The sequence below is a fragment of the Actinomadura geliboluensis genome (genome assembly GCF_043197915.1).
Lineage (GTDB): Bacteria > Actinomycetota > Actinomycetes > Streptosporangiales > Streptosporangiaceae > Spirillospora > Spirillospora geliboluensis.
Genome location: NZ_JBICUA010000008.1, coordinates 201,488 through 225,211, shown reverse-complemented (window position 1 = coordinate 225,211; position 23,724 = coordinate 201,488). Strand labels below are relative to the sequence as shown.

Below are 23,724 nucleotides of genomic sequence, written 5' to 3'. Positions count from 1 at the left end.
GACGTCCGAAAAAGGGTCGACCCGGGCCGGGGCCGGTGCGTACGTTGCGCTCATGGACGAGTTGGACCTGCTCAAGCGCTCCGGCGGCCCGGTCACCCGCGACGCCCTCGCCCGCGACCTGGCCGCGCTCGGCGTCGCCGAGGGCGACATCGTGATGTTCCACACCCGCATGTCGGCGCTGGGCTATGTCGCCGGCGGCACGCAGACGGTCATCGGCGCGCTGCAAGACGCGGTCGGCGGCACGGGCACGCTGATGGTCACCTGCGGCTGGAACGACGCCCCGCCCTACGACTTCACCGACTGGCCCGAGGACTGGCAGGCCGCCGTACGCGCCGGCCATCCCGCTTACGACCCGGTGCTCAGCGAGGCCGACCACGACAACGGCCGGCTGCCAGAGGCCCTGCGCCGCCACCCGGGCGCGGTGCGCAGCCGCCATCCCGACGTGAGCTTCGCCGCCCTCGGCCCGGACGCCCACGCCCTCATGGACGACCACCCCTGGGACGACCCGCACGGCCCCGGCAGCCCCCTGGCCCGCCTCACCGACATGGGCGGCCGCGTGCTCCTGCTGGGCGCGCCCCTGGACACCCTTACTCTCCTGCACCACGCCGAAGCTCTCGCCGACGCGCCCGGCAAGCGGTTCGTCGACTACGAGCAGCCCATCACCGTGGACGGCGAGCGCGTCTGGCGGCGCTTCCACGACATCGACTCCGAGAACGGCGCCTTCGACTACAGCCCGGTCGTCCCCGAAGAGCAGGACCCTTTCGACGCGATCGTCCGCGACATGCTCGCCGCCGGGCACGGCCGCCGGGGCAAGGTCGGCGCGGCCGACAGCCACCTGTTCGAAGCACCCGAGGTCGTGAGCTTCGGCGTCGACTGGATCGAGACGAAACTCGCGGCCGACCGCGGCTAGACGACGCGGTGGAGGAGGGCGTCGCCGCGGGCGAGCCGACGGCAGTTCTCCGCGGCGACGGCGAAGTAGCGGTCCCACGTCTCGCGGGTCAGCCACGCGACGTGCGGCATCACGACGACGTTGTCCAGGGCGAGGAGCGGGTTGGACGCGTCCGCCGGCTCCTTCTCGAAGACGTCGAGGCCGGCGCCGCCGAGCCGGCCGGACGCCAGCGCGTCCACCAGCGCCGCCTCGTCGATGACCGCGCCGCGCGCCGTGTTCACGACGATCGCGCCGTCCGGCAGCAGCGCGAGCCGCCCGGCGTCGAGCAGGTGATGCGTCTCGTCGGTCAGCGGGACGTGCACCGACACGATGTCGCTCGCGCGCAGCAGGTCGTCCAGCTCCCGCCAGGCCGGGTCGTCGCGGCGCGGCCGCCGCGACGTGTAGAGGACGCGCGCGCCGACCGCCTCCAGCATGCCGCGCAGCAGCGTCGCGATCTCGCCGCCGCCGAGGAGGCCGACCGTCCGTCCTGCCAGCTCCCCGCCGACCAGGGCCCGGTCGGCGGGCCAGCCCGCGCCGCGCCGCGTCCGCGCGTCGAACGCGACGACCCGGCGCAGCGCCGCCAGCATCAGCAGCAGCGACGTCTCCGCGACGGCCTGCGCGTTCTGCCCCGGCATGTTCGCTACCGCGATCCCGCGCTCCCGCGCCGCGTCCAGGTCGATCGTGTTGACCCCGGTGCCGAGCTTCTGGATCAGCCGCAGCTTCGGCGCCCGGTCCATGTCGGCGGCCGTGAGCGGACGCAGCACGTGCCAGACGACCTCGGCGTCCGGCAGCAGCTCCGCGAACCGCGCGTCGTCCTGCTCGGAGCAGCTCACGATGTCGAGACCGGGCTCCGCGTGGTCCATGTCGTAGTGCAGCAGCACCCGCATGCCGCCCCCTTCCGTCCGTTGAGGGAACCCCGGGTCGGCGCCCGGCCCTCCCCCCGGATTATCGTGCGGATCATGGGGAGGAGTCCCAGAGCACCGCGCGAGACGAGGTAACGCCATGTGGACGGACGTCCCCATCATCCAGGCGCCGATGGCGGGCGGCCCGTCGACGCCCGCCCTGGCCGCCGCCGTGTCGGACGCGGGCGGCCTCGGCTTCCTCGCCGCCGGCTACAAGACGCCCGAGGCCATGCGCGCCGACATCGCCGCGACCCGGGAGCTGACTTCGCGCCCGTTCGGCATGAACCTTTTCATGCCGTCCCTGGACGAGATCGACCCCGCCGAAGTGGCCGCCTACCGCGATCGCCTCGCGCCCGAGGCCGACCGCCTCGGCGTCGCCCCCGGCACCCCCGGCGCCCGCGACGACGCCTACGAGGCCAAGGTCGCCGACCTGCTGTCCGACCCGCCGCCGTTCGTCAGCTTCACATTCGGCTGCCCTTCGCCGGACGTCATCGAGGCGTTCCAGGCCAAGGGCGTCACCGTGGTCGTCACGGTGACGTCCGTGGACGAGGCGCGCCAGGCGTCCGCCGCCGACGCCCTCTGCCTGCAGGGATCCGAGGCGGGCGGGCACCGCGGGTCGTTCACGAACACCTCCGACGAGCCGCTGCCGCTGCGCGTCCTGCTGCACTCCGTCCGCGCGATGACCTCGCAGCCCCTCATCGCCGCCGGCGGCCTCGCCTCGTCCTCGGACATCGCCGAGATCCTCTCCCTCGGCGCCGTCGCCGCCCAGCTCGGGACGGCGTTCGTCCGCTGCCCGGAGAGCGGCGCCAGCGCCGTCCACAGGGCCGCCCTGACCGACCCGCGCTTCACCACCACCGCACTGACCCGCGCCTTCAGCGGACGCCTCGCCCGCGGCCTGGTCAACCGCTTCCTCACCGACCACTCACCGCACGCACCGGCCGCCTACCCGGACGTCCACTACGTGACCTCACCACTGCGCAAGGCGGCTGCCGCCAAGGGGGACCCGGACGGCGTGAACCTGTGGGCGGGCGAGTCCTTCCACAAGACATCCGACGCCCCCGCCGTCGACCTAGTGCGCGCCCTGACCCCCGGCTGATGCCCGACCTGGCCATTCTGATCGGCCTCCAGGCGTCCGGGAAGACGACGTTCTACCGACGGCATCTCGCCGGACATGTCCACGTCAGCAAGGACCTCTTCCCGAGAGGCGCCCGGCGCAAGCAGGCACGCCAGTTGAGGCTCATATCCGAGGCCCTGGAACAAGACCGTGACGTGGCGGTCGACAACACGAACCCGTCCCCGGACGAATGGCAGCCGCTCATCACCGTGGGCCGCCGCCACAGCGCGCACGTCATCGGCTATTGGTTTCCTCCGGACGTCGAGCTCTCGATGCGCCGCAACGCCGTCCGCCCACCCGAAATCCAGGTGCCGGACGTCGGCGTCTATGCCACTCTCAAACGTCTTCGCCGTCCGCGCCCGTCAGACGGCTTCGACGCGCTGTTCGCGGTGCTCCCCGCCGCCGGCGGCGCATTCGACGTCAGGGAGATGACCGATGAAGGACCTTGAAACGCGGATGCGCGCCCGCGAATGGTTCCACTCCCTGACCCTGCTCCCCGGCGCGTGGACGGTCATCCGCGTGGACGGCCGCTCCTTCTCCCGCTTCACCGAGTCCCGCTTCGACAAGCCCTTCGACCCGCGTTTCTCGGCACTCATGGCCGACACCGCGAAGGCGCTCCTCAGCGACCTCGGCGGCCGCTACGCCTACACCGAGAGCGACGAGATCTCCGTCGTGCTCGACCCGTCGTTCGACCTGTTCGGCCGCGAGGTGGAGAAACTCGTCTCCCTGTCGGCGAGCATCGCGACCGCCGCGTTCACCCACGCCGCCGGCGAACCCGTCGCGTTCGACAGCCGCATCTGGATGGGCACGGCCCTGGACGAGGTCGTCGACTACCTTTCCTGGCGCCAGGCCGACGCCGCCCGCTGCGCCCTGAACGGCTGGTGCTACTGGACGCTCCGCAACGAGGGCCGCTCCGCCCGGCAGGCGACCCGCGAACTCGAACGCACCTCCGTCTCGGCGAAGAACGAACTCCTCTACGCGCGCGGAATCAATTTCAACGAGGTCCCGGCCTGGCAGCGCCGCGGCGTGGGGCTCTGGTGGGAGAACTACGAGAAGTCCGGCCACGACCCCATTCGGGGCGTCGACGTGACCGCCACTCGCCGCCGCGTCCACGTCCAACGCGAACTCCCCATGAAGGACGCCTACCGCGACCTCGTCCGGTCGCTATTGGAGGCGGGCTAGAGCTCGTTGCCCCAGTCCCAGAGGGCCTGGAGAACTGGACCGAGGCGGTGGCCGTGCGGAGTGAGGGCGTATTGCGTCCGGGGCGGCCATCCCGGCTGGCGGCGCCGTTCCAGCACTCCGCATTGAACGAGATGCGCCAGGCGGTCGGCGAGCACCTTGTCCGATAGAGCGGGCAGCGCTTGGCGCAGCTCGGTGAACGACCGGTCTTCGCGCAGGAGCTCCCGGACGACCAGCGTCATCCAGCGGCCGCGCAGGACGTCGAGCGTGATCTCCACCGGGCAGGAGGGGGTCGGCTCGTCCACGGCGGCGCGCGGGTCGTCGGGCAGCCCCGGGTGGCCAACCGTTTGGTGAGTCACGAAAGCGCCTCCTAGCGTTGCCGCGTCCCTGCCTGTCTACACGAAGGACACCGAATGCCGCGCCTCGCCGACCGTCCCGAAGACGTCCCGCACGTGTTCGCCGACCGCTTCAACTCCGGCGACCCTTCAGCGGTCGCGGAAATGTACGCGGAAGGGGCCGTCTTCGTCCCCACTCCCGGCACGCCGCTGACCGGTGGTGAAGCCCAGGCCGCCAATGCCGAATTCATGTCACTGGGCGTCCCGATCACCGTCGTCCCACGCCACGTCTACACGGCGGGCGACCTGTCACTCCTCATCGTCGACTGGACGATCGAAGGCCAAGACCGCAAGGGCAATCCCGTCCATATCGAAGGCACCGCCACCGACGTGGCCCGCCGCTGCCCGGACGGCCACTGGCGCTACACCATCGACAACCCCTTCGGCACCACCCCACCCCCACCCTGACCCCCGCCACCCGGCAGTCCCGTCACGCCTGGCCGACCCCGGAACCCCGCTGGCAGACCTCCTCCCAGCGCAGCCTCGGCTCAGTGCGTTTTCTCGCCTGCCTCGCCGTCCTGCATCCAGGCCCTTCCTCTGCGCCGTTCGCGCCATGCGTTGGGGATGATGAGGATGAAGCATGCGGCACCAGTGGCAAGTGACGTGTGGTCCGAGCCCACCAGCGCCGACATGGCGACGATGGCGAGCGACCACTCGATCGGACGCAGCATTACCGGACGATCTGCTTGATCCCACCCCTGCGACCGCGCATGCCGTCGGATCCAGAACTCGGCGAGCACGCCCACGCCTATCTGAGCGCAGGCCCATACGACGAACCAGGCCGACCAGAAGAGTAATTGACCGTGAACGCCGCTGGCCACTAGGACGAGGAACACGGCCAAGACCGCCAACAGCCGTCGCCCCACGTTCTGCCTCACCCCTACATGAAAGCGCGAGTACGGGTGGAAGGCCACGAATTCATCGCCGGTCGATCCCGTCCCGTCCTTCAGGCGGGGCGGGAGAGGTCGGTGGTGATTCGGGAGATCTCGTGGAGGGCGAAGGCGGCCAGTTGGCGCTGGGCGGTCTCGGCGTCGGCGCGGGTCTCCTCCAGGTCGCCGAGGACGATGATGTTCTCGTCGTTCAGCGTCGTGGCGGGCGCGGTGTAGTTGAAGCTGCCGGCGATCACCAGGCGCTCGTCGATGACCATGAGCTTGTGGTGCACCTTCCGGACGCCGGTGCCCGGCTTGTTCTCGAACAGCTGCACCCCGGCGGCCTTCAGCGGCTCCGTGGCGGCCCACGCCTGGGCGCCCTGGCCGTGGTCCAGCACGCCGCGGACGCGCGTCAGGGACGGCGCCAGCCTGATCATCGTGTCGTCGATGCCGGACGAGCGGGCGAAGGTGAACATCGCGAAGTCGACGCTCGACGCGGCCTTGAGCATCTGCTTCATGATCTCCATCTCGGGGCCGTGCCGCGGGGCGAACAGCGGCTTGACGCGGACCTGGCCCAGCCGGAACTCCGCCGGGCGCGGCTCCACGCGCTCGTGCATCGCGCCGAACGTCCCCGAGCGCATCCGGAGGAACTCCTCCAGGTAGAGCGCCGCCGCGCGGCGGCCCCGCAGGATCAGGACGTGGTTGAGGTTGTTGCCCGCCTTGCCGGCGGAGCCGCCCGCCGGGTTGGTGCCGGTGTCGGTGAGGGTGAAGTTCGCCGAGCCGGTCAGCACCGCGGCCGTCGGCTCGCCGGCGTCGCGCACGATGAACTTCTGGTGGAAGATCGCCGGGTTCAGGTCGGTGACGAGGTCCACGCCCGCGCGCAGCAGCGCCGCGTGGATGAGCCGGTTCTCCTCGTTGGCCCCGGCCGCCGCCCACGGATCCGCGGCCGGACGGTCCTCCCGCAGGTAGTCGCCCTCCAGGATGATCTGCACCCGCACACCGCGCGCCCGCGCCGCGAGGATCGCCTGCGCGATCGTCCGGGAGTCCAGTTCCTGCACCGCGACGCGCAGCGTGTGCCGGGCCTCGGTGACGAAGTCGCGGATCACCGCGTCCAGGTCGTCGGGGCCGCCGAGGACGGTAGGTCCCGCGTGGAGTTCGATACCGCCGATCCGGACAGCCATGACGCCCCCAGCCTCGCCGCCACCACTCCCCTACATTTCCCCACAATATGGGGCGATCTTCCAGAGGCAGCTTGACGGCTTCTGATGCGGAGTTACCCTGCCTGACCTGGGCTTATGTGGTCTCGAAAAAATCTTGAAGAAAAATCGGGCGGGATGTCGATTCGGTCGGGGTCCGTGCGACGTGTCAGTGAAGGCCGATGAGATGCACCGCACGGAAGGACCACCGCCATGACCGCTCAGACCGCTCAGACCGTCCAGTCCCCGACCACCGCCGCTCCCGTCGAGTCCACCGCTGACGGTGGCTCGGTGCGCAAGGTGCTGTGGGTGCCGCAGGTGCTGCTCGCGGCGTTCCTGCTGATCGCCTCGGGGCTGCCCAAGCTGGTCGGGCAGGCCGACGCCGTGGAGACCTTCGATCTGATCGGGTGGGGCCAGTGGTTCCGCTACGTCACCGGGATCGTCGAGGTGTCCGGCGCGATCGGGCTGCTGGTGCCGCGCCTGGCCGGGCTGGCGGCGACCGGGCTGATCGGCCTGATGGCCGGCGCGATCACCACGCACCTGCTGGTCCTGGACCCGGCCTGGAGCCTGATGCCCGCCGCGTTCGCCGTCATCTTCGCCGCCATCGCCTGGAACCGCCGCCACGACACCCGCGAGTTCCTGCACTCCCTCAAGCACTGAGCCAAAGCACCGCACGGCGGACGACCCGAGGCCATCCGGCTCCGGGTCGTCCGCCGTTTCAGCGTCCGGTACGGAGGCGCAGGGTCAGCACGGTCGTGAGGGCGGTAGCCGTGGCCAAGGCGAAGGCCGTGCGCAGGCCGATGAGGCTGTAGTCGGACAAGGCCCACACAGTCGTCGCCAAGGCGGGACCTAGGGAGAAGCCGAGTTGGCGGGCCAGGCTCTGTGCCGCTCCGGCCGTGCCCTGGAGGTCGGGTGGCGCGCTCGACATGAGCCTTGCGAACGTCGGGCCCGCGAAGAGGCCGGTGCCCGCGCCAACGATGGCCAGGCGCCAGCTCAGGTCGGCCGGGTGCCAGCCGGTGCCGAGGGGCACCAGCAGCAGGACGCCGGCGGCCGTGACCGCGGCTCCGAGGACGGCCGCGCGGTCCGTCCCCCAGCGGTCGCCGAGGACGCCGCCGACGGGGCCCGCCGCGACCATCGTCACGGGGAACGCCAGGATCGCCGCCGCGGTGGCGGACGGGGAGAGCCCCAGCGTCCGCTGGAGGTAGAACGGCGCGAGGAACTCGGTGAGCGAGATGACCAGGGCGTTCAGCATGATCGCCGCGACGGGCGCGGCCAGCGCCGGGACGCGGAGGAGGGCCCGGACGGGGTCGCTCGCCCTCGTCCGGCCCCAGAGGCAGAGGGGCGGGACGGCGCCGAGGGCCAGGGCCAACCATGCGATGCCGTGGCTCGCCGACAGCGAGAGCGAGAGCAGCAGCGTGACGCTCGCCGCGGCGAGGAGCGCCGTCTCGGCCAGGAAGGCGCGGCCCGGGAGGCGGAGGGCGTCCGGCGGCAGGGTGGTCAGCGCGATGGCCGTGACGAGGACGCCGATCGGGATGTTGATGTAGAAGATCCACGGCCATCCCCAGGCTTGGACGATCAGTCCGCCGAGCGGCGGGCCGCTCACGGCGCCCAGCGGGCCGAGCGTCATGACGAGCGCGCCCGCCCGTCCGGCCAGGTCGGGGCGGACGGAGCGGATCACGATCGTCGGGATCACCGCGAACAGCACCGCCGCGAAGGCGCCCTGAGCGACGCGGGACGCGACCAGTTGTGGGAGGGACGGGGCCAGCCCGGCGGCCAGGCTGCTGAGCGTGAAGCCGGCCACGGCGAGCAGCAGCGCCGCGCGAGGGCCGGTGCGGTCGAGCCACCGGCCGGCGGGGAGCGTGAGCGCGATCAGCGGCGCGAGGTAGCCGAGGACGACCCATTCGGCGGCGGACGTCCGCACCCCGAAGCCGCGTTCGAGCGACGGCAGCGCCACCGCGACGATGCTCGTGTCCAGGGTCGCCATGAAGACGACGAGGCCGCTGCCCGCGACCGGCCACCACTGCCGCACACGTCCCCCTTAACTGCACATGATGTAAAGTTGAAAAGTACACATTCAGTGCAGTTTCGACAAGGCTGGAATCATGGGGCCATGCCCAGGTCGATCGAGGAGCCGCGGAACGCGCGGAGCCGCCGTTCCCGGATGGCGCTGCTGCGGGCCGCCCGCGAGCTCGTCGAGGAGCGCGGCATGGCGGCGACGACGATGGCGGCCGTCGCCGAGCACGCCGGGGTGTCGCGGCGGGCCGTCTACCTGCACTTCGCGTCCCGCGCCGACCTGATCACCGAGCTGTTCGGCTACGTCAACGAGGTCGAGGACCTGGAGGGCCGGTTCGCGCCGATCAGCGAGGCGCCGGACGCGGTGGCGGCGCTGGAGGCGTTCGCGTACCGGCACGCCGACTTCATGGCGCGCATCCTGCAGGTGTCGCGGGCCGTCGAGCGGGAGGCGGGCAACGACCCGGACGCGGCGCGGCACTGGGAGGCGGCGCTGTACTGGCGGCTGGAGACCAACCGGGCGCTGATCCGCCGGCTGGACGAGGAGGGCGTCCTCGCTCCCGGCTGGACGGTCGACACCGCCACCGACATGCTGCTCGCGCTCATCTCCAACGGGGTCGGCGAGACGCTGCTCAACGAGCGCGGGTGGACGCCGGAGCAGATCGGCGAGCACATGGCGCGGTTGCTGCGGTCCACGTTCACGACGGGCGGGTAGGACGATCCCGACTACCCCCGTTCGGGGGTGGCGCGGGTCACCCGGATGGCCAACCATCCAGGTGACCGGGTGTCCGTGCGGCTACGAGGAGAGACCATGCCCGCAGTCGAGTTCCGCGCGGCGCGCGACTTCCTGCTCGCGCATCGCGACGACTACGCGACGGCGTACGAGAAGTTCCGCTGGCCGGTGCTGACCGGTTTCAACTGGGCGCTGGACTGGTTCGACAAGATCGCCGAGGGCAACGACGCGCCCGCGCTGTGGATCGTCGAGGAGGACGGCTCCGAGGCGAAGTACTCGTTCGCGCAGCTGTCGCGGCGGTCCAACCAGGTCGCGAACCTGCTGCGCCGGACGGGCGTGCGCCGCGGCGACCGGGTCATCCTGATGCTCGGCAACCAGGTCGAGCTGTGGGAGACCGTCCTCGCGGTGATGAAGCTCGGCGCGATCATGATCCCGTGCACGCCGCTGCTCGGCACGGCCGACCTGCAGGACCGGCTGACCCGCGGCAAGGCGCGGCACGTGGTGGTCGCCTCGGCCGACACCGGCAAGTTCGACGGCGTCGAGGGCGACTACACGAAGATCGCCGTGGGCGCGCCCGTCGAGGGCTGGACGACGTACGCCGACGCCTACGAGGAGGGCGAGTCGTTCACCCCGTACGGGCTGACGATGTCGCGGGACACGCTGCTGCTCTACTTCACGTCCGGGACGACGGCGCAGCCGAAGCTGGTGGAGCACACCCACGCGTCCTACCCGGCCGGGCACCTGTCGACGATGTACTGGATCGGGCTGCGGCCCGGGGACGTCCACCTCAACATCTCGTCGCCGGGCTGGGCGAAGCACGCGTGGAGCAACATCTTCGCGCCGTGGGACGCCGAGGCGTGCGTGTTCATCTTCAACTACACGCGGTTCGACGCCGACCGGCTGCTCGACACGATGGAGCGCTGCGGCATCACGAGCTTCTGCGCGCCGCCGACCGTGTGGCGGATGCTGATCCAGGCCGACCTCGGCCGCCTCGCGACGCCGCCGCGCGAGGTCGTCGCGGCCGGCGAGCCGCTGAACCCCGAGGTGATCGAGCGGGTGCGGGACGCCTGGGACCGGACGATCCGCGACGGCTTCGGGCAGACCGAGACGACCGTGCAGATCGCCAACACGCCGGGCCAGCCGGTCAAGCCGGGGTCGATGGGGCGCGCCGTGCCGGGCTACAAGGTGGCGCTGATCGACCCGCTGACCGGGGAGCCGGGCGACGAGGGCGAGATCTGCCTGGAGCTGGAGGACCGCCCGCTCGGGCTGATGACCGGCTACCACGGCGACGAGGCCCGCACCGAAGAGGCCATGGCGGGCGGCTACTACCACACGGGCGACATCGGCTCCCGCGACGAGGACGGCTACATCACCTACGTCGGACGCGCCGACGACGTGTTCAAGGCGTCCGACTACAAGATCTCCCCGTTCGAGCTGGAGAGCGTGCTGATCGAGCACGAGGCGGTCGCGGAGGCGGCGGTCGTGCCGTCGCCCGACCCGGTCCGCGCGGCCGTGCCGAAGGCGTACGTGACGCTCGCGAACGGCTGGCAGCCGACCGCCGAGACCGCGAAGGCGATCTTCGAGCACAGCCGGGCGCAGCTGTCGCCGTACAAGCGGGTGCGGCTGCTGGAGTTCGCCGAGCTGCCGAAGACGATCTCCGGCAAGATCCGCCGGGTCGAGCTGCGGACCAGCGAGATCGACAAGCATCCCGGCCCGGACGACCGGCCGCCGGGTGAGTTCCGCGAGGAGGACCTACGATGAACCTCTCCTACGCGTCGGGCGTATCGACCACCCCCCTGCTCGGTGACACCATCGGCGCGAACCTCGACAAGACGGTCGCCGCGTTCCCCGAACGGGACGCGCTCGTCGACCGCACTTCCGGGCGCCGCTGGACGTACGAGCAGTTCGCCGACGACGTGGAGGCCGTGGCGCTCGGCCTGCGCGACCTCGGCGTGGTCAAGGGCGACCGTGTCGGGATCTGGTCGCCGAACTGCGCCGAGTGGATGCTCGTCCAGTACGCGACGGCGAAACTGGGCGCGATCCTCGTCAACATCAACCCCGCCTACCGGGTGCACGAGCTGGAGTTCGTCCTCAACCAGGCGGGCATCCGGACGCTGGTGTCGGCGTCCACGTTCAAGACGTCCGACTACGCGGCGATGGTGGACGAGGTCAAGCCGAAGTGCCCCGCCCTACGCGACGTCATCCTCATCGGCACCTCCGACTGGGACGGGCTCATGGAGGCGGGCCGGACGAGCGACCCGGCCGTCCTCGTCGACATCGCGCGGACGCTCACCGCCGACGACCCCATCAACATCCAGTACACGTCCGGGACGACGGGTTTCCCCAAGGGCGCGACGCTCTCGCACCACAACATCCTGAACAACGGCTACTTCGTCGGTGAGCTGTGCGGCTACGACGAAGAGGACCGCGTGTGCGTGCCCGTGCCCTTCTACCACTGCTTCGGCATGGTGATGGGGAACCTGGCGGCGACGAGCCACGGCGCGTGCGTCGTGATCCCGGCGCCGGCGTTCGACCCGAAGGCGACCCTCGAAGCGGTCGCCGCCGAGCGCTGCACGTCGCTGTACGGGGTGCCGACGATGTTCATCGCCGTCCTGAACGAGCCCTCGCTGGACGCCCTCGACCTGTCCACCCTCCGCACCGGGATCATGGCGGGGTCGCCGTGCCCGGTCGAGGTGATGAAGCAGGTCATCGAGCGGCTCGGGATGGGCGAGGTCGCGATCTGCTACGGCATGACGGAGACGTCGCCGGTGTCGACGCAGACCCGGGCGGGCGACTCCCTCGACCGCCGGGTGTCCACGGTCGGCACCGTGCTGCCGCATCTGGAGATCAAGATCATCGACCCGGAGACCGGCGTCACCGTCCCGCGCGGCGTGCCCGGCGAGTTCTGCACCCGCGGCTACTCGGTGATGCTCGGCTACTGGGAGGAGCCGGACAAGACGGCCGAGGCCATCGACGCGGCCCGCTGGATGCACACCGGCGACCTCGCCGTGATGGACGACGCCGGCTACGTCAACATCACCGGCCGGATCAAGGACATGGTCATCCGGGGCGGCGAGAACATCTACCCGCGCGAGATCGAGGAGTTCCTCTACACCCATCCCGACATCGTGGACGCGCAGGTCATCGGCGTCCCCGACGAGAAGTACGGCGAGGAGCTGATGGCCTGGGTGCGGCTGCGCGAGGGCGTGCCCGGGATGACCGCCGGGGAGCTGCGCGCGTTCTGCGAGGGCAAGCTGGCGCACTACAAGATCCCCCGCTACGTGCACGTCGTGGAGGAGTTCCCGATGACGGTCACCGGCAAGATCCGCAAGGTGCAGATGCGCGCGGAGGCCGTCGACATCCTCGGCCTGGAGGACGCCGCCACCGCGCGGCACGCCTGACCGCCTGCGGAAACCCCCGCGTTTCTCCGCGTCCGGCCTTTCGGGGCGAGGGTCGCGCAGGGCATGCTCGGAGCATGGATGCGGCTGAACCGGGGGCCTCGGGAGGGCGCGCCCCCCGAGGCGCGCGCGACGACGCGGGATCCGTCCGGTCGGCGGTGCTGTCCCTGCACCGCACGACCGGGCTGCCGATGGTGTTCGGCGGCGCCCTGAGCGGCCGGGACCGGCTCTGCATCACCGAGCTGGTCGGCAACACGACCGACTCGCTGAACGGCCTCGTCGTGCGGCGGGGCAACGGGCTCGGCGGCAAGGCGATGGCCCTCGGACGTCCCGCCTGGGTGAGCAACTATCCGTGCTCGGCGGCCATCAGCCACGACTACGACAAGCCCGTGGGGCGGGAGGGGCTGCTGTCGATCGTCGCCGTGCCGATCGTCGTCCGGCGGCGGGTGCGCGGCGTCCTGTACGGCGCGCTCCGCGAACCGCTCGGCCTCGCCGACCGCATCGTGGGCGCCGCCGTCCAGGTCGCCCGCGACCTCGAACAGGACCTCGCCGTCCAGGACCGCGCCGACGACGCGCTCGCGCGGGCGCGGCCCGGCACGTCGGCGGCGCGCTGGGAGGAGGTGCGGGCGGTCCACGCGGAGCTGCGGGCGCTGGCCGAGGAGGTCAGCGACCTGCCGACCCGCGACCGCCTGCGCCGGGCGTCGCTGCGGCTCGCCGCCGCCGGGCTGGACGACGCGGACGCCGCGCCGCGCCCCGTCCTGTCGCCGCGCGAGCTGGACGTCCTGTCGTACGTGGCGATCGGCTGCACGAACGCGGAGGCCGCCGAACGGCTCGGCCTGCTGCCGGAGACGGTGAAGAGCTACCTGCGCTCGGCGATGCGCAAGCTCGACAGCCACACCCGCCTGGAGGCCGTGACCGCCGCCCGCCGCGCCGGCCTGCTCCCGTAAGGCCGCCCTGCGCGGGGGAATGGACCCCGGCCGCCGCCACCGGATCGCGGTGGGACGGGCCGATGGGCCGGTGGGGCCGGTGAGAACCGCGGGGCCGCGCGGCTTCTCGGTGGATCGGCCCGGCGACGGGGTCAGCGCCGCGGGCGGCGACGCGGGCGTGTTCCAGCACAGATCGGCCCCCGTGGCGCACTGCCTGGACACTCGGTCACCACACGCCGGCTGCGCCGGGCCGTGATCGCACGGCCGTCCCGGCTCGAATCCGGCCGGGGACGTCCGGCCCCCGATATTGCACTGAAGACCGTAACACCTCTGGCGAACATGATTGTTCTTAGTGAAAGGGTTACGGCGATCGGCGCGAGCCTGTTGCCAATTTATGCGGATGTGTACCGGCAGCTCCCTCTCCCACCTGCGGGAACTCGCCGAGGACGTCCACCGCCCTGCCGTCAATGGCCATGCGTCCGCCTCCCGTCCGCCGGGGCGGCGGCGAACCGGCCCCTGGCCACCAGCTCCAGTGTGATCAGCACGGCGATCGACTCGATCGCCAGCAGCCCGATGAGGACGAGCAGCTGCACCGCGCCGGCCTGGACCGGGTCGGCGCCGCCGAGCAGCACCCCGACGAACGCGCCCGGCAGCGTGACCAGCCCGACCGTCCGGGTCTGGTCGAGGACGGGGAAGAGCGCGAGCGCCGCCGACGAGCGGCACACCTCCAGCGCGGCGTCGCGCGGCAGCAGCCCGAGCGCGAGGCCGCCCTCGTACTCGCCGCGGCGCGTCGCCAGCTCGTCCAGCGCGCGGCGGCCGGTGAGCCCGGTCGCCGACATGGCGCCGCCGATGAAGATCCCGGCGATCGGCAGCACCGACACCGTGCGGGCCGGGACGAGCGAGGTCGCCATCAGCAGCCCGAGCACGGGCCCGACGCCGCTGATGATCGGCAGTGCCGTCCACCAGCCGGGGCCGCGCCGCGACCGGGTGATGCGGCGGCCCGCCGTCACGACCGCGATCACCACCATGCCGGCGATGAACGCGGCCGTCAGCCCCGCGCTGCGCAGCACCGCCGCGATCAGCAGCGACACCGCGGTGAGCTGCACCGCCGCGCGCACCGAGACGACCAGCATGTCCCGGCCGAGACCGAGGCCGCCGACCCGGACCAGCAGCGCCGCGACGGCCGCCAGCGACGCCAGCACGAAGGCCAGCAGCGGACCGACCTCCGGGGTCGCGCTCACCTGCCGCCCAAATGAGCCGATTGTGATCCCATAGCGACCCCCTACCCGGTTAAAACCTCGATAGCGTGGGACTTGTGGAGGTTGAGGAGTCAGGTGGGACATCCCGCCGCAAAGCGCTTCTGCTGCTGGGTGCCGCCGGTCTCGCCACGCTCGGCGCCGACGCAGCGCGGCCCTCGGGCTCCCGCGCCGCGGCCGCGCCCGCGGCGACGCCCCGCGCGCGGCCGGTGATCCATCCGACGCCGACCCCGACGCCGACGCCGACCCCCACGCCGCGGGCCGCGTCCTGGACGCCGGGCAAGCTCACCGCGCTGGAGAAGCCCGTCCGGGAGCTGTCGCAGCTGGCCCCGCCCGCGCCGCCGAAGTCGATCGCGCTGACCATCGACGACGGCCCGAACCCGACGTGGACGCCGAAGATGCTCGACCTGCTGGCCGAGCACGAGGTCCACGCGACGTTCTTCATCATCGGCGAGCAGGTGAAGGAGTACCCGAAGCTCACCCGCCGCATCGCCGACGCCGGGCACCAGATCTGCAACCACACCATGACGCACCCGATCGCCATCGCGAGCCTGCCGGAGAAGAGGGTCCGCAAGGAGATCGTCGAGGCGCACGACCGGATCGCGGACGTCACCGGCGTCGTCCCGCAGTTCTTCCGCTCGCCCGGCGGCGCCTGGTCGAAGACCGTCCTGGAACTGGTCGCCGAGCACGACATGCTCCCGATCGACTGGGCCGTCGACCCCCGCGACTGGGCCCGCCCCGGCGTGGGACGCATCCGCCGCGCCCTGCTGAAGGGCCAGGAGAACAACATCGTCCTGTGCCACGACGGCGGCGGCGACCGCTCCCAGACCATCAAGGCCCTGCGGGACGCCATCCCGAAGCTGAAGAAGCGCGGCCTGACCTTCGTCGCCCTCTGACCGCGCATCGCCCTCCGACCGGGCGCTGCGAGGTCGGAGGGCGAACAGGTCCTAGCGAGCGGCCACCAAGTCTTCCGTGGTGCCCGCGCGCAGGTCGGGGGCGGGAGCGAGGGCGGGCTCGTCGCCGTGGGAGATGCGGGGCAGCCAGTTCAGCCACGCCGGCAGGTACCAGTTCGCGCGTCCCAGCAGCGACATCACCGCAGGCAGCAGGACGACCCGGACGATCGTCGCGTCGATCAGGACGGCGACCGCGAGGCCGACGCCGAGCTGCTTGAAGTCCTGCATCGACAGCGTGCCGAAGATGCCGAACGTCGCGATCATGATGACGGCCGCGCTGGTCACGACGCCCGCGGTGGCGCGGACGCCCTCGTGCACGGCGCGGGGCGTGTCGAGCCCCCGGTCATACGCCTCGCGGATCCGGGAGACGACGAACACGTGGTAGTCCATCGACAGGCCGAACAGGACGACGAAGACGAAGAGCGGGATCCAGGATTCGAGCGCCCCGGCGCCCGTCGTGCCGACGAGCGAGTCTCCCCAGCCGTGCTGGAAGACCGCCACCATCACCCCGTACGCGGCGCCCACCGACAGCAGGTTCAGGACGATCGCGCTGGCGGCGATCAGCAGCGAGCGGAAGAAGACCAGCATCAGCAGGAACGTGATGGCCATGACGAACAGGAAGACCGGCGCGATGCTCGACTTCAGCTGCCCGTTGTAGTCGGTCGACCAGGCGAGCTGCCCGGTGACGGGCGCTTCGCCGACCTTGCCGACCGTCTCCGGGACGATCCGCTCCCGCAGCGTCTCCAGGGCGTGCTTCGAGGTCGCGTCCGAGCCCGTCCCGGCGAGCGGGACCTCGATCTCGGCGACGTTCGCGCGGTCGTGGACGGTGACGTCGATCGGCTCGTTCAGCTCGCCGGACGCGGCCGCCCGCCGCTTCAGGTCGTCGATCGCCCGCGTGACCTGCGGCGCGTTGATGTCGCGGGCCTTCAGCACGACGACCGCGGGCTCCGGGTTGCCGGGGAACGCCTCGTTCAGCCGCGTGTAGGTCTGCGCGATCTCCTCGCCGGGCGGGATCTGCTGGTCGATGCGCAGCCGCTCGGTCTTCATGCCGAGCGCGGGCGCGGCCAGGGCGAGCAGCAGGCCGGCCGACAGCAGCGCGGCGATGCCGGGGCGGGCCAGCACGGGCCTCAGCAGCGTCCCGACCACGCCGGCGCGCTCCTCCCGGCGGCGCCGGGGCAGCCGGACGCGGCCGAAGTCGACCTTGTCGCCGAGCAGGGACAGCAGCGCGGGCAGGACGGTCACCGAGCCGAGCATCGCGATGAGGACCACGAGGATCGTCGCGATCGCGAACCCCTTGAAGAGCAGCAGACCGGACAGGAACATCCCGGACATCGCGACCATCACGGTGATGCCGGAGACGAGCACGGAGCGGCCGGAGGTCGCGGCGGCGATCGCCAGGGCGGTCTCCCGGTCGCGGCCCTTGCGGCGCTCCTCGCGCTCGCGCTGCAGGTAGAACAGGCAGTAGTCGACGCCGACGGCGAGGCCCATCAGCAGCATCACCGAGTTCGTCGTCTGGTCGACGTGCAGCGCGTGGCTGACCACCGCGAGGACGCCGCCGGCGGCGAGGAACGCGGTGAACGCCAGGACGACGGGCAGCACGGCGGCGAGCAGCGCCCCGAACGCGACCAGCAGGATGCCGAGCGCGAGCGGCACCGCCGTCAGCTCGGCGCGCTTGAAGTCGGCCCCGAGGGCGTCGTCGAACCAGGCGTCGGCGGTGGCGCCGCCGAACTGCCCCATCCGCACGGACGGGTTGCCGCGCTCGGCCTTCGCGACCGCGTCCCGCACGGCGGGCAGCGGGTCGTCCGGCGCCTCCTTCAGCGTGAACTGGACGATCACATGGCGCCCGTCCTTGGCCACCACGTCCGGGCGCAGGTCGGTGATCAGGCCCGTGGCCTGGACGTTCGCCCGCACGTCCGCCACCGCCCGGCGCATCTCCGGCGAGGCCGCGGGGGCGCCGTAGAGCAGCACCGTCTCCCGGTCCGGGTCCTCGATGCCGGCCTCCGCGACGATCTGCGCGGCCCGCGCCGACTGCCCGACGCCCTGCTCGTGGTCCGCCATCGTGATCTGGCCGGCAGCGCCGCCCAGCACCGAGGCCAGCACGACGAACAGCAGCCAGCCGAGGACGGCCGTCACGCGGTGCCGCGCGCTCCAGCCGCCGAGCGCGGCGGCGAGGTTTCGCTTCATGGGGGTTCCCCTGGTTAGGTCGTCTGCGGGGTGACACCCATTGACGCTAGGAAGCGCGCGTCCGGCGGGACATGGCTCTAAACGGCGTTCCGGGGTGGACGTAGGTACACCCCAGGTTCGGTGTGCGGGCACACTGTGGACGTGGGTGCTCGCCAGAAGACTGGATTCCAGATGGCAGGTGAGCCTTGGAGGATCCAGTGAGCGGTGAATTGGTGAAGGAAACACGACTGCTGCGCCATGCGAGGGCGCCCTGGCGCGGGCTGGCGCTGTGGATGCTGGCCGTGCCGGCGACGCTCGCCGGGCTCTGGTTCCTCACGGTCATCTCGATGATCACGAGCTTCATCGGGGTGCTGCTGTTCCCGTCCGCGACGATGCTCATGCGCACCCAGCTCGACGCCTACCGCGAGCGCATCAACAAGTGGACGGACGCCCGGATCGAGCGCCCGTACCTGCCCGAGCCGGAGCAGGAGCCCGGCCTGCACGGGATGTTCAAGCGGTTCATCGCGCTGATCTCCGACCCGGCCACCTGGCGCGACTACCTGTGGGTCGTCACCGACCCGTTCGTGGCGCTGTTCACCGCGGCGCTGCCCGGCCTGCTGATCATCTACGGGCTCTGGGGGTACCTGCTCGCCGCGTTCGCCGGCGACATGATCGGCCACTACGGCGGCAGCGACTGGTACGCCTACGTCCACATCACCGAGGGGTACGGCCGCGAGCCCGGCCGCGTCCTGTCCACCGTGGTCGTCGCCACCGCCTGCATCGCCCTCGGGTACGCGATCGGGCCGAAGATGATGACCGTGTACGGGCGCTGGGGCCGGACGATCCTCGGGCCGACGAAGAAGTCGCAGCTGGCGCTGCGCGTCCAGCACCTCACCGAGACCCGGTCGGAGGCCGTGGACGCGTCCGCCGCCGAGCTGCGCCGCATCGAGCGCGACCTGCACGACGGCGCGCAGGCCCGGCTCGTCGCGATGGGCATGACGCTCGGCGCCATCGAGCACCTCCTCGACAAGGACCCGGAGAAGGCGCGGCTGCTGCTCGCCGAGACCCGCGCGTCGTCGGCGAAGGCGCTGCACGAGCTGCGCGACCTGGTCCGCGGCATCCACCCGCCGGTGCTCGCCGACCGCGGCCTCGGCGACGCGGTGAAGGCGCTCGCGCTGGACCACCCGATGCGCGTCGAGGTCGAGGCCGACCTGCCCGGACGGGCCGAGCCGCCGGTCGAGTCCGCCGCCTACTTCGCGGTGTCGGAGATCCTCACCAACGCCGCCAAGCACGCCGGCGCGTCCCGCGTCTGGATCGACCTGCGCTACGAGGGCGGGATGCTCCGCATCACCGTCACCGACGACGGGCGCGGCGGCGCCACCCTCGACGGCGGGACCGGGCTGCGCGGCATCGAGCGGCGGATCGGTACATTCGACGGCGTCCTCGCCCTCAGCTCGCCCGTGGGCGGCCCGACGATCGTGACGCTGGAGCTGCCGTGCGCGTTGTCCTCGCCGAAGACCTCGCCCTTCTGAGGGAGGGCCTGGTCAGCCTGCTGGAGACGCACGACTTCGAGATCGCCGCCGCCGTCGACAACGGCCCGTCGCTCCTGAAGGCACTGCTCGACCACCGCCCGGACGTGGCGGTGGTCGACGTGCGCCTGCCGCCGTCCTTCACCGACGAGGGCCTCCAGGCCGCGCTGGAGGCCCGCCGCCGGGTGCCGGGCCTGCCGGTGCTGGTGCTGTCGCAGTACGTCGAGCAGCTCTACGCCCGGGAGCTGCTCGCGGACGGCACCGGCGCCATCGGCTACCTGCTGAAGGACCGGGTGTTCGACGCGGCCCAGTTCGTGGACGCGGTCCGCCGGGTCGCGGCGGGCGGCACCGCGATGGACCCCGAGGTCATCTCCCGGCTCGTCGCGTCCAGCACCCGCGACACCCCGCTGAGCCGGCTCACCCCGCGCGAGACCGAGGTGCTGGAGCTGATGGCGCAGGGGCGCTCCAACGCCGCGATCGCGGAGCGGCTCGTCGTCACCGAGCGGGCCGTCACCAAGCACACCGCCAACATCTTCACCAAGCTCGACCTGCCGGTGACCGGCGACGACAACCGCCGCGTCCTCGCCGTCCTCGCCTATCTGAACAAGTAGGGGGCGTTCTCCGCGCCCCGCCGGGGCCGTACCGGGTGGCATAGTCTGCTCCGCGAGACGGCCCCGGGAGGGCGCGATGACGGTGGTTCTGGTCCTGCTGTGCCTGGCGATCGCCGGGCGGGAGCTGTATCTGGCGTTCGAGCGCCGGCATTCCCCGGGCGCGCCGGAGATCGCCGACATCCGCACCCAGCTCCGCGCGCTCAAGGGCACCCGGGACGAGCTGGAGGGGTTCCGCGCCTCGCAGCGGGAGCGGCTCGACCGGCTCACCGCCGAGCAGGACCGCGACCGGGAGGCGCTCGGCGCCGCCGACACCCGGATCCGGTCGCTGATCTCGCAGATCAACGACCGGCTGCTGCCGGACGTCACCGCGCGGCTGAAGCAGCAGCGCGACGCCGCCGCCGAGCAGCGCGACGCCCTCGACCGGCTCGCCGCCGAGGTCGCGGTGCTGCGCGCGCACCTCGTCGGGCGGCTCGACCAGGCCGTGGCCGCCTCCCTCGGCGCCGAGCCCGCCGAGCTGGTCGCCGGGGCGCTCACCGCCGACCCGCCCGACGCGCGGCCCGCGCTGGCCGGCCCCTACGAGCGGTTCGCCGAGCAGTACGGGCTGCGCGTCGAGCTGACCGACCGCGACCGCTACTACCTGTCCGGGCGCAGTCCGCGCGCGCTGGAGCGCGACTTCGTCGACCTCGTCGCCGCGCTGCGCGAGGACTGCCCGGAGACCACCGGCAAGGCCCGCGGCCTGCTGGGCGCGCTGCGCGGCGTCGACCGGGGCGGCGCGCAGATCGGGCCGCTCCTGATCGTCCGGACGCCGGACGCGCTGGTGTGCGGGGTCGTGCCGCTCGCCGAGCTGCGCCGCCCCGAGGGCGCCGTGCCGCTGGACGACCCGTCCGGCGCGGCGCGGCGCCTGCACCGGCTGCCGGAGGGCCGGTTCTGCGACCTGTCGGGCTGGTCCGCCGGCGCCCCGGCCGGGCTCAGCGAGTAGGGGCCGTCCAGGTGAACGCGGGCGCGCGGCGCTCCAGGAACGCGGCGATGCCCTCCTCGACCTCGCCGCTCGCCGCGACCTCCGCCAGCCACCGGTCCGTCTTCTCCCGGACGGGCCCGGCGGCGGCGATCGCGTCCACGATGTCCTTGGTGGCCTGCTGGGTGAGCAGCGACCGGGACGCGAGCGTCGCGGTGAACGCGGCGACCCGGTCGCGCAGGCCGCCCGCCGGGACGACCTCGTCCAGCAGCCCGATCCGCAGCGCGTGCCCGGTGCCGACGAGGTCGGCGGAGAACAGCAGGTACTTCGCGGCGGCCGGCCCGACGAGCCGGACCAGCCGCGCCGTCGCGCCCGCCGGGTAGACGATGCCGAGCTTGGCCGGGGTGATCCCGAACCGGGCGTCCTCGGCGGCGAAGCGCAGGTCGCAGGCCGCCGCGAGCTGGCAGCCGCCGCCGACGCAGTACCCCTCGATCGCGGCCAGCGTCGGCTTCGGGAACGCGGCGAGCGCCCGCTCGGCGACCGTCGACAGGTGCGAGTCGTCGTCGCGGTGGATGTCGTTCAGCTCGGCGATGTCGGCGCCCGCGCAGAAGTTCCCGCCCGCGCCCGTCAGCACCACGACCCGGACGGCCGGGTCCTTGGCGAGGGTCTCCAGGATGCCGGGCAGGGCCCGCCACATGTCCGCCGACATGGCGTTCCGCTTGGCCGGCCGGTCGATGGTGATCGTCCCGACGCCCTCGGCGACCTCGAAGTCAAGCCCGGCGGCCATGGTCCTCCCTCGCCCGGACGCCCCGCCCGGATGTCGTCGCGCCTCGACCCGGCTCATCGTACGGAGCGCGCGGCGCCCGGACGATCCCGGGGCGGCCGGTCCCGGCCGCGGACCGGAGCGCCGTCCGGGAACCTCGGGGCCGCTCGGGGAGTCATACGGTGCAATTGGCCGCCTCTGCCGTCGGGGGACGCGCGCAGGCGGCCGCCGGCGGCGCCGCACGGCGCCGCCGCATCGGTACAGGGGGCTCGACCTTCATGAGGAAAATCGGCGGCGATCGGGGAATGCGCAACCCGCGTCGCGTGCTGTACTGTCAAGGCAGTGCCTTCGGATTCCGTGAATCGCCTCGAAGGCCCTCTCTTCCCCGCCCGGGCCATCTGAGCGCCCGGTGATCCTCCCGGTTCGGCGCGCGCACCTCGGCGTTCCGGACCGCCGCACAAGGGAGCCGACGTCAGCCCGGTGAACCGAGCTGCATCTCTCGCATTCCTCTCGCGTACGCGCCGCGGGTTCCGCCGCCGTACCCGGGAAACGACTCCAGGCGGCGCGGACCGCTCCGCGCGAGCCTGAGAAGGGACCCGCATGTCCACTTCCACCCTCACCTCCGAACCCGCGACCGGGCACACCGCCGCCGGTCGCCGGTCGCAGGCGCACACCGTGCCCGCGCAGAACGCCCGCAAGGGCGGCCAGCAGGCGCGGCGCACCGCCGACGACGGGCCCGCCGTCCCGTTCCACGGCCTCCTCGCCGTCCAGGACAAGCACGCCTTCGTCCGCACCTCCGGCTACCTCGCCGGGCCGGAGGACGTGCACGTCTCCCTCGCCCAGGTCAAGGCGCACCACCTGCGCCCCGGCGACGTCGTCGCGGGCACCGCGAAGGCGCCGAAGTCCGGCCGGGAGAAGTTCGGCTCGCTCGCCCGCGTCGAGACCGTGAACGGCCTCCCGGCGGCCGAGGCCGCGAACCGCCCCGAGTTCGGCAAGCTCACCCCCCTGTTCCCGGACGAGCGGCTCCGCCTCGACACCGGCCCCCTCGCCACCCGCGTCATCGACCTGGTCGCGCCCATCGGCAAGGGCCAGCGCGGGCTCATCGTGTCGCCGCCGAAGGTCGGCAAGACGATGGTCCTGCAGGCCGTCGCGAACGCGATCGCGCAGAACAACCCCGAAGTGCACCTCATGGTCGTGCTCATCGACGAGCGGCCGGAAGAGGTCACCGACCTGCAGCGGACCGTGCGCGGCGAGGTCGTCCACTCGACCTTCGACCGTCCCGCGCAGGACCACACCGCGCTCGCCGAACTCGCCGTCGAGCGGGCCAAGCGGCTCGTCGAGCAGGGCCACGACGTGGTCATGCTGCTCGACTCGATCACCCGGCTCGGCCGCGCCTACAACCTCGCGGCGCCCTCCAGCAGCCGGATCCTCGCCGGCGGCGTCGCGACGACCGCGATCTACCCGCCGAAGAAGTTCTTCGGCGCCGCCCGCAACATCGAGAACGGCGGCTCGCTGACGATCCTCGCGACCGCGCTCGTGGAGACGGGGTCCCGCATGGACGACGTCTTCTTCGAGGAGTACAAGGGCACCGGCAACATGGAGCTGAAGCTCGACCGGGGCCTCGCCGACCGCCGCGTCTTCCCCGCAGTCGACATCGAGGCGTCCGGCACGCGCCGCGACGAGCTGCTGATGTCCCCCGAGGAGCTCGCGCTCTCCTGGCGGCTGCGCCGCGCCCTCCAGGGGCTGGAGAAGCAGCAGGCCGTCGAGCAGCTCCTGGAGAAGATGAAGGGCACCTCGTCCAACGCCGAGTTCCTGCTCCGCCTCCAGCAGACCACCTGAGCCGC

The 23,724-nt window shown here is 72.2% G+C and carries 22 protein-coding genes and 1 pseudogene; 15 read left to right on the top strand and 8 right to left on the bottom strand.

From position 1 onward, the window contains the following. Positions 1–52 precede the first annotated feature (52 nt). A complete protein-coding gene (gene aac(3), locus ACGFI1_RS25900) occupies positions 53–910 on the top strand; it encodes an aminoglycoside 3-N-acetyltransferase (protein WP_392788639.1) in 858 nt (285 codons plus the stop codon). Here the strand turns inward: aac(3) and ACGFI1_RS25895 are convergent. Next, complete coding sequence (locus tag ACGFI1_RS25895; protein ID WP_392788636.1) at positions 907–1,815, bottom strand: NAD(P)-dependent oxidoreductase; 909 nt, start codon at positions 1,813–1,815, stop codon at positions 907–909. The genes aac(3) and ACGFI1_RS25895 overlap by 4 nt on opposite strands. 115 nt (positions 1,816–1,930) lie before the next feature. Between ACGFI1_RS25895 and ACGFI1_RS25890 the strand changes: the two genes are divergently transcribed. From ACGFI1_RS25890 to ACGFI1_RS25880, 3 genes are read left to right on the top strand one after another with little or no spacing between them, the layout of a single operon-like run. Further along, positions 1,931–2,926 carry a nitronate monooxygenase gene (locus ACGFI1_RS25890; RefSeq protein ID WP_392788634.1) on the top strand — a complete coding sequence of 332 codons (996 nt, stop codon included), beginning with the start codon at positions 1,931–1,933 and terminating at the stop codon, positions 2,924–2,926. Continuing rightward, positions 2,926–3,393, top strand: coding sequence for an AAA family ATPase (locus tag ACGFI1_RS25885; protein ID WP_392788633.1), 468 nt, complete (start codon positions 2,926–2,928; stop codon positions 3,391–3,393). Before ACGFI1_RS25890 ends, ACGFI1_RS25885 begins: the two co-directional genes overlap by 1 nt. After that, positions 3,380–4,126 carry a tRNA(His) guanylyltransferase Thg1 family protein gene (locus ACGFI1_RS25880; protein ID WP_392788630.1) on the top strand — a complete coding sequence of 249 codons (747 nt, stop codon included), beginning with the start codon at positions 3,380–3,382 and terminating at the stop codon, positions 4,124–4,126. The genes ACGFI1_RS25885 and ACGFI1_RS25880 overlap by 14 nt, the downstream gene beginning before the upstream one ends. On the opposite strand, the gene ACGFI1_RS25875 is transcribed toward ACGFI1_RS25880, so the two are convergent. Continuing rightward, positions 4,123–4,482, bottom strand: coding sequence for a winged helix-turn-helix transcriptional regulator (locus tag ACGFI1_RS25875; protein WP_138641680.1), 360 nt, complete (start codon positions 4,480–4,482; stop codon positions 4,123–4,125). The two genes, ACGFI1_RS25880 and ACGFI1_RS25875, sit on opposite strands and share 4 nt — an antisense overlap. A gap of 54 nt (positions 4,483–4,536) precedes the next feature. Here ACGFI1_RS25875 and ACGFI1_RS25870 point away from each other — a divergent pair, with 54 nt between their 5' ends. After that, on the top strand, positions 4,537–4,926 hold the full coding sequence (locus ACGFI1_RS25870; protein WP_386872081.1) for a YybH family protein: 390 nt from the start codon (positions 4,537–4,539) through the stop codon (positions 4,924–4,926). An 80-nt stretch (positions 4,927–5,006) separates the two neighbouring features. Here the strand turns inward: ACGFI1_RS25870 and ACGFI1_RS25865 are convergent, their stop codons facing one another. Both ACGFI1_RS25865 and ACGFI1_RS25860 read right to left on the bottom strand, forming a co-directional pair. After that, positions 5,007–5,396, bottom strand: a complete 390-nt coding sequence (locus ACGFI1_RS25865) for a hypothetical protein (RefSeq protein ID WP_392744860.1) — start codon at positions 5,394–5,396, stop codon at positions 5,007–5,009. Between the two features lie 68 nt (positions 5,397–5,464). After that, positions 5,465–6,568, bottom strand: a complete 1,104-nt coding sequence (locus ACGFI1_RS25860) for a phospholipase D-like domain-containing protein (protein WP_138640088.1) — start codon at positions 6,566–6,568, stop codon at positions 5,465–5,467. 228 nt (positions 6,569–6,796) lie between these two features. Here ACGFI1_RS25860 and ACGFI1_RS25855 point away from each other — a divergent pair, with 228 nt between their 5' ends. After that, a complete protein-coding gene (locus ACGFI1_RS25855; RefSeq protein ID WP_392788627.1) occupies positions 6,797–7,243 on the top strand; it encodes a DoxX family protein in 447 nt (148 codons plus the stop codon). 58 nt (positions 7,244–7,301) lie between these two features. On the opposite strand, the gene ACGFI1_RS25850 is transcribed toward ACGFI1_RS25855, so the two are convergent. After that, complete coding sequence (locus ACGFI1_RS25850; RefSeq protein ID WP_392788624.1) at positions 7,302–8,612, bottom strand: MFS transporter; 1,311 nt, start codon at positions 8,610–8,612, stop codon at positions 7,302–7,304. An 81-nt stretch (positions 8,613–8,693) separates the two neighbouring features. On the opposite strand from ACGFI1_RS25850, the gene ACGFI1_RS25845 reads away from it, so the two are divergent. The 4 genes from ACGFI1_RS25845 to ACGFI1_RS25830 all read left to right on the top strand — a co-directional run bounded on the left by ACGFI1_RS25845 (position 8,694) and on the right by ACGFI1_RS25830 (position 13,671). Beyond that, the gene (locus ACGFI1_RS25845; RefSeq protein ID WP_392788622.1) at positions 8,694–9,308 is read left to right on the top strand and encodes a TetR/AcrR family transcriptional regulator; all 615 of its coding nucleotides are present in this window, start codon (positions 8,694–8,696) and stop codon (positions 9,306–9,308) included. Positions 9,309–9,404: 96 nt separating this feature from the next. Then, complete coding sequence (locus tag ACGFI1_RS25840; RefSeq protein ID WP_392745067.1) at positions 9,405–11,087, top strand: AMP-binding protein; 1,683 nt, start codon at positions 9,405–9,407, stop codon at positions 11,085–11,087. Then, positions 11,084–12,727 (top strand): AMP-binding protein, encoded by a 1,644-nt coding sequence (locus ACGFI1_RS25835; protein WP_392788620.1) that lies wholly within the window; start codon positions 11,084–11,086, stop codon positions 12,725–12,727. Before ACGFI1_RS25840 ends, ACGFI1_RS25835 begins: the two co-directional genes overlap by 4 nt. Before the next feature lie 74 nt (positions 12,728–12,801). Next, positions 12,802–13,671 carry a helix-turn-helix transcriptional regulator gene (locus ACGFI1_RS25830; RefSeq protein ID WP_138640082.1) on the top strand — a complete coding sequence of 290 codons (870 nt, stop codon included), beginning with the start codon at positions 12,802–12,804 and terminating at the stop codon, positions 13,669–13,671. 443 nt (positions 13,672–14,114) lie between these two features. On the opposite strand, the gene ACGFI1_RS25825 is transcribed toward ACGFI1_RS25830, so the two are convergent. Continuing rightward, a complete protein-coding gene (locus ACGFI1_RS25825) occupies positions 14,115–14,891 on the bottom strand; it encodes an ABC transporter permease (protein WP_392788617.1) in 777 nt (258 codons plus the stop codon). A gap of 74 nt (positions 14,892–14,965) precedes the next feature. Between ACGFI1_RS25825 and ACGFI1_RS25820 the strand changes: the two genes are divergently transcribed. Then, a complete protein-coding gene (locus ACGFI1_RS25820) occupies positions 14,966–15,802 on the top strand; it encodes a polysaccharide deacetylase family protein (protein WP_138640080.1) in 837 nt (278 codons plus the stop codon). A 51-nt stretch (positions 15,803–15,853) separates the two neighbouring features. Here the strand turns inward: ACGFI1_RS25820 and ACGFI1_RS25815 are convergent, their stop codons facing one another. Next, positions 15,854–18,043, bottom strand: a complete 2,190-nt coding sequence (locus ACGFI1_RS25815; protein ID WP_392788614.1) for an MMPL family transporter — start codon at positions 18,041–18,043, stop codon at positions 15,854–15,856. A 197-nt stretch (positions 18,044–18,240) separates the two neighbouring features. On the opposite strand from ACGFI1_RS25815, the gene ACGFI1_RS25810 reads away from it, so the two are divergent. The 3 genes from ACGFI1_RS25810 (at position 18,241) to ACGFI1_RS25800 (ending at position 21,141) form a co-directional block, all read left to right on the top strand. Continuing rightward, on the top strand, positions 18,241–19,554 hold the full coding sequence (locus ACGFI1_RS25810; protein WP_392788612.1) for a sensor histidine kinase: 1,314 nt from the start codon (positions 18,241–18,243) through the stop codon (positions 19,552–19,554). Further along, the gene (locus ACGFI1_RS25805; RefSeq protein WP_392744173.1) at positions 19,518–20,162 is read left to right on the top strand and encodes a LuxR C-terminal-related transcriptional regulator; all 645 of its coding nucleotides are present in this window, start codon (positions 19,518–19,520) and stop codon (positions 20,160–20,162) included. The genes ACGFI1_RS25810 and ACGFI1_RS25805 overlap by 37 nt, the downstream gene beginning before the upstream one ends. A 76-nt stretch (positions 20,163–20,238) precedes the next feature. Beyond that, positions 20,239–21,141 (top strand): hypothetical protein, encoded by a 903-nt coding sequence (locus ACGFI1_RS25800; RefSeq protein ID WP_138639271.1) that lies wholly within the window; start codon positions 20,239–20,241, stop codon positions 21,139–21,141. Here the strand turns inward: ACGFI1_RS25800 and ACGFI1_RS25795 are convergent. After that, positions 21,131–21,904 (bottom strand): enoyl-CoA hydratase/isomerase family protein, encoded by a 774-nt coding sequence (locus tag ACGFI1_RS25795; protein WP_301174489.1) that lies wholly within the window; start codon positions 21,902–21,904, stop codon positions 21,131–21,133. The genes ACGFI1_RS25800 and ACGFI1_RS25795 overlap by 11 nt on opposite strands. Before the next feature lie 669 nt (positions 21,905–22,573). Between ACGFI1_RS25795 and rho the strand changes: the two are divergent. Beyond that, positions 22,574–23,719, top strand: a pseudogene (rho, locus tag ACGFI1_RS25790) (transcription termination factor Rho); the annotation flags it as partial. Between the last annotated feature and the right edge of the window lie 5 nt (positions 23,720–23,724).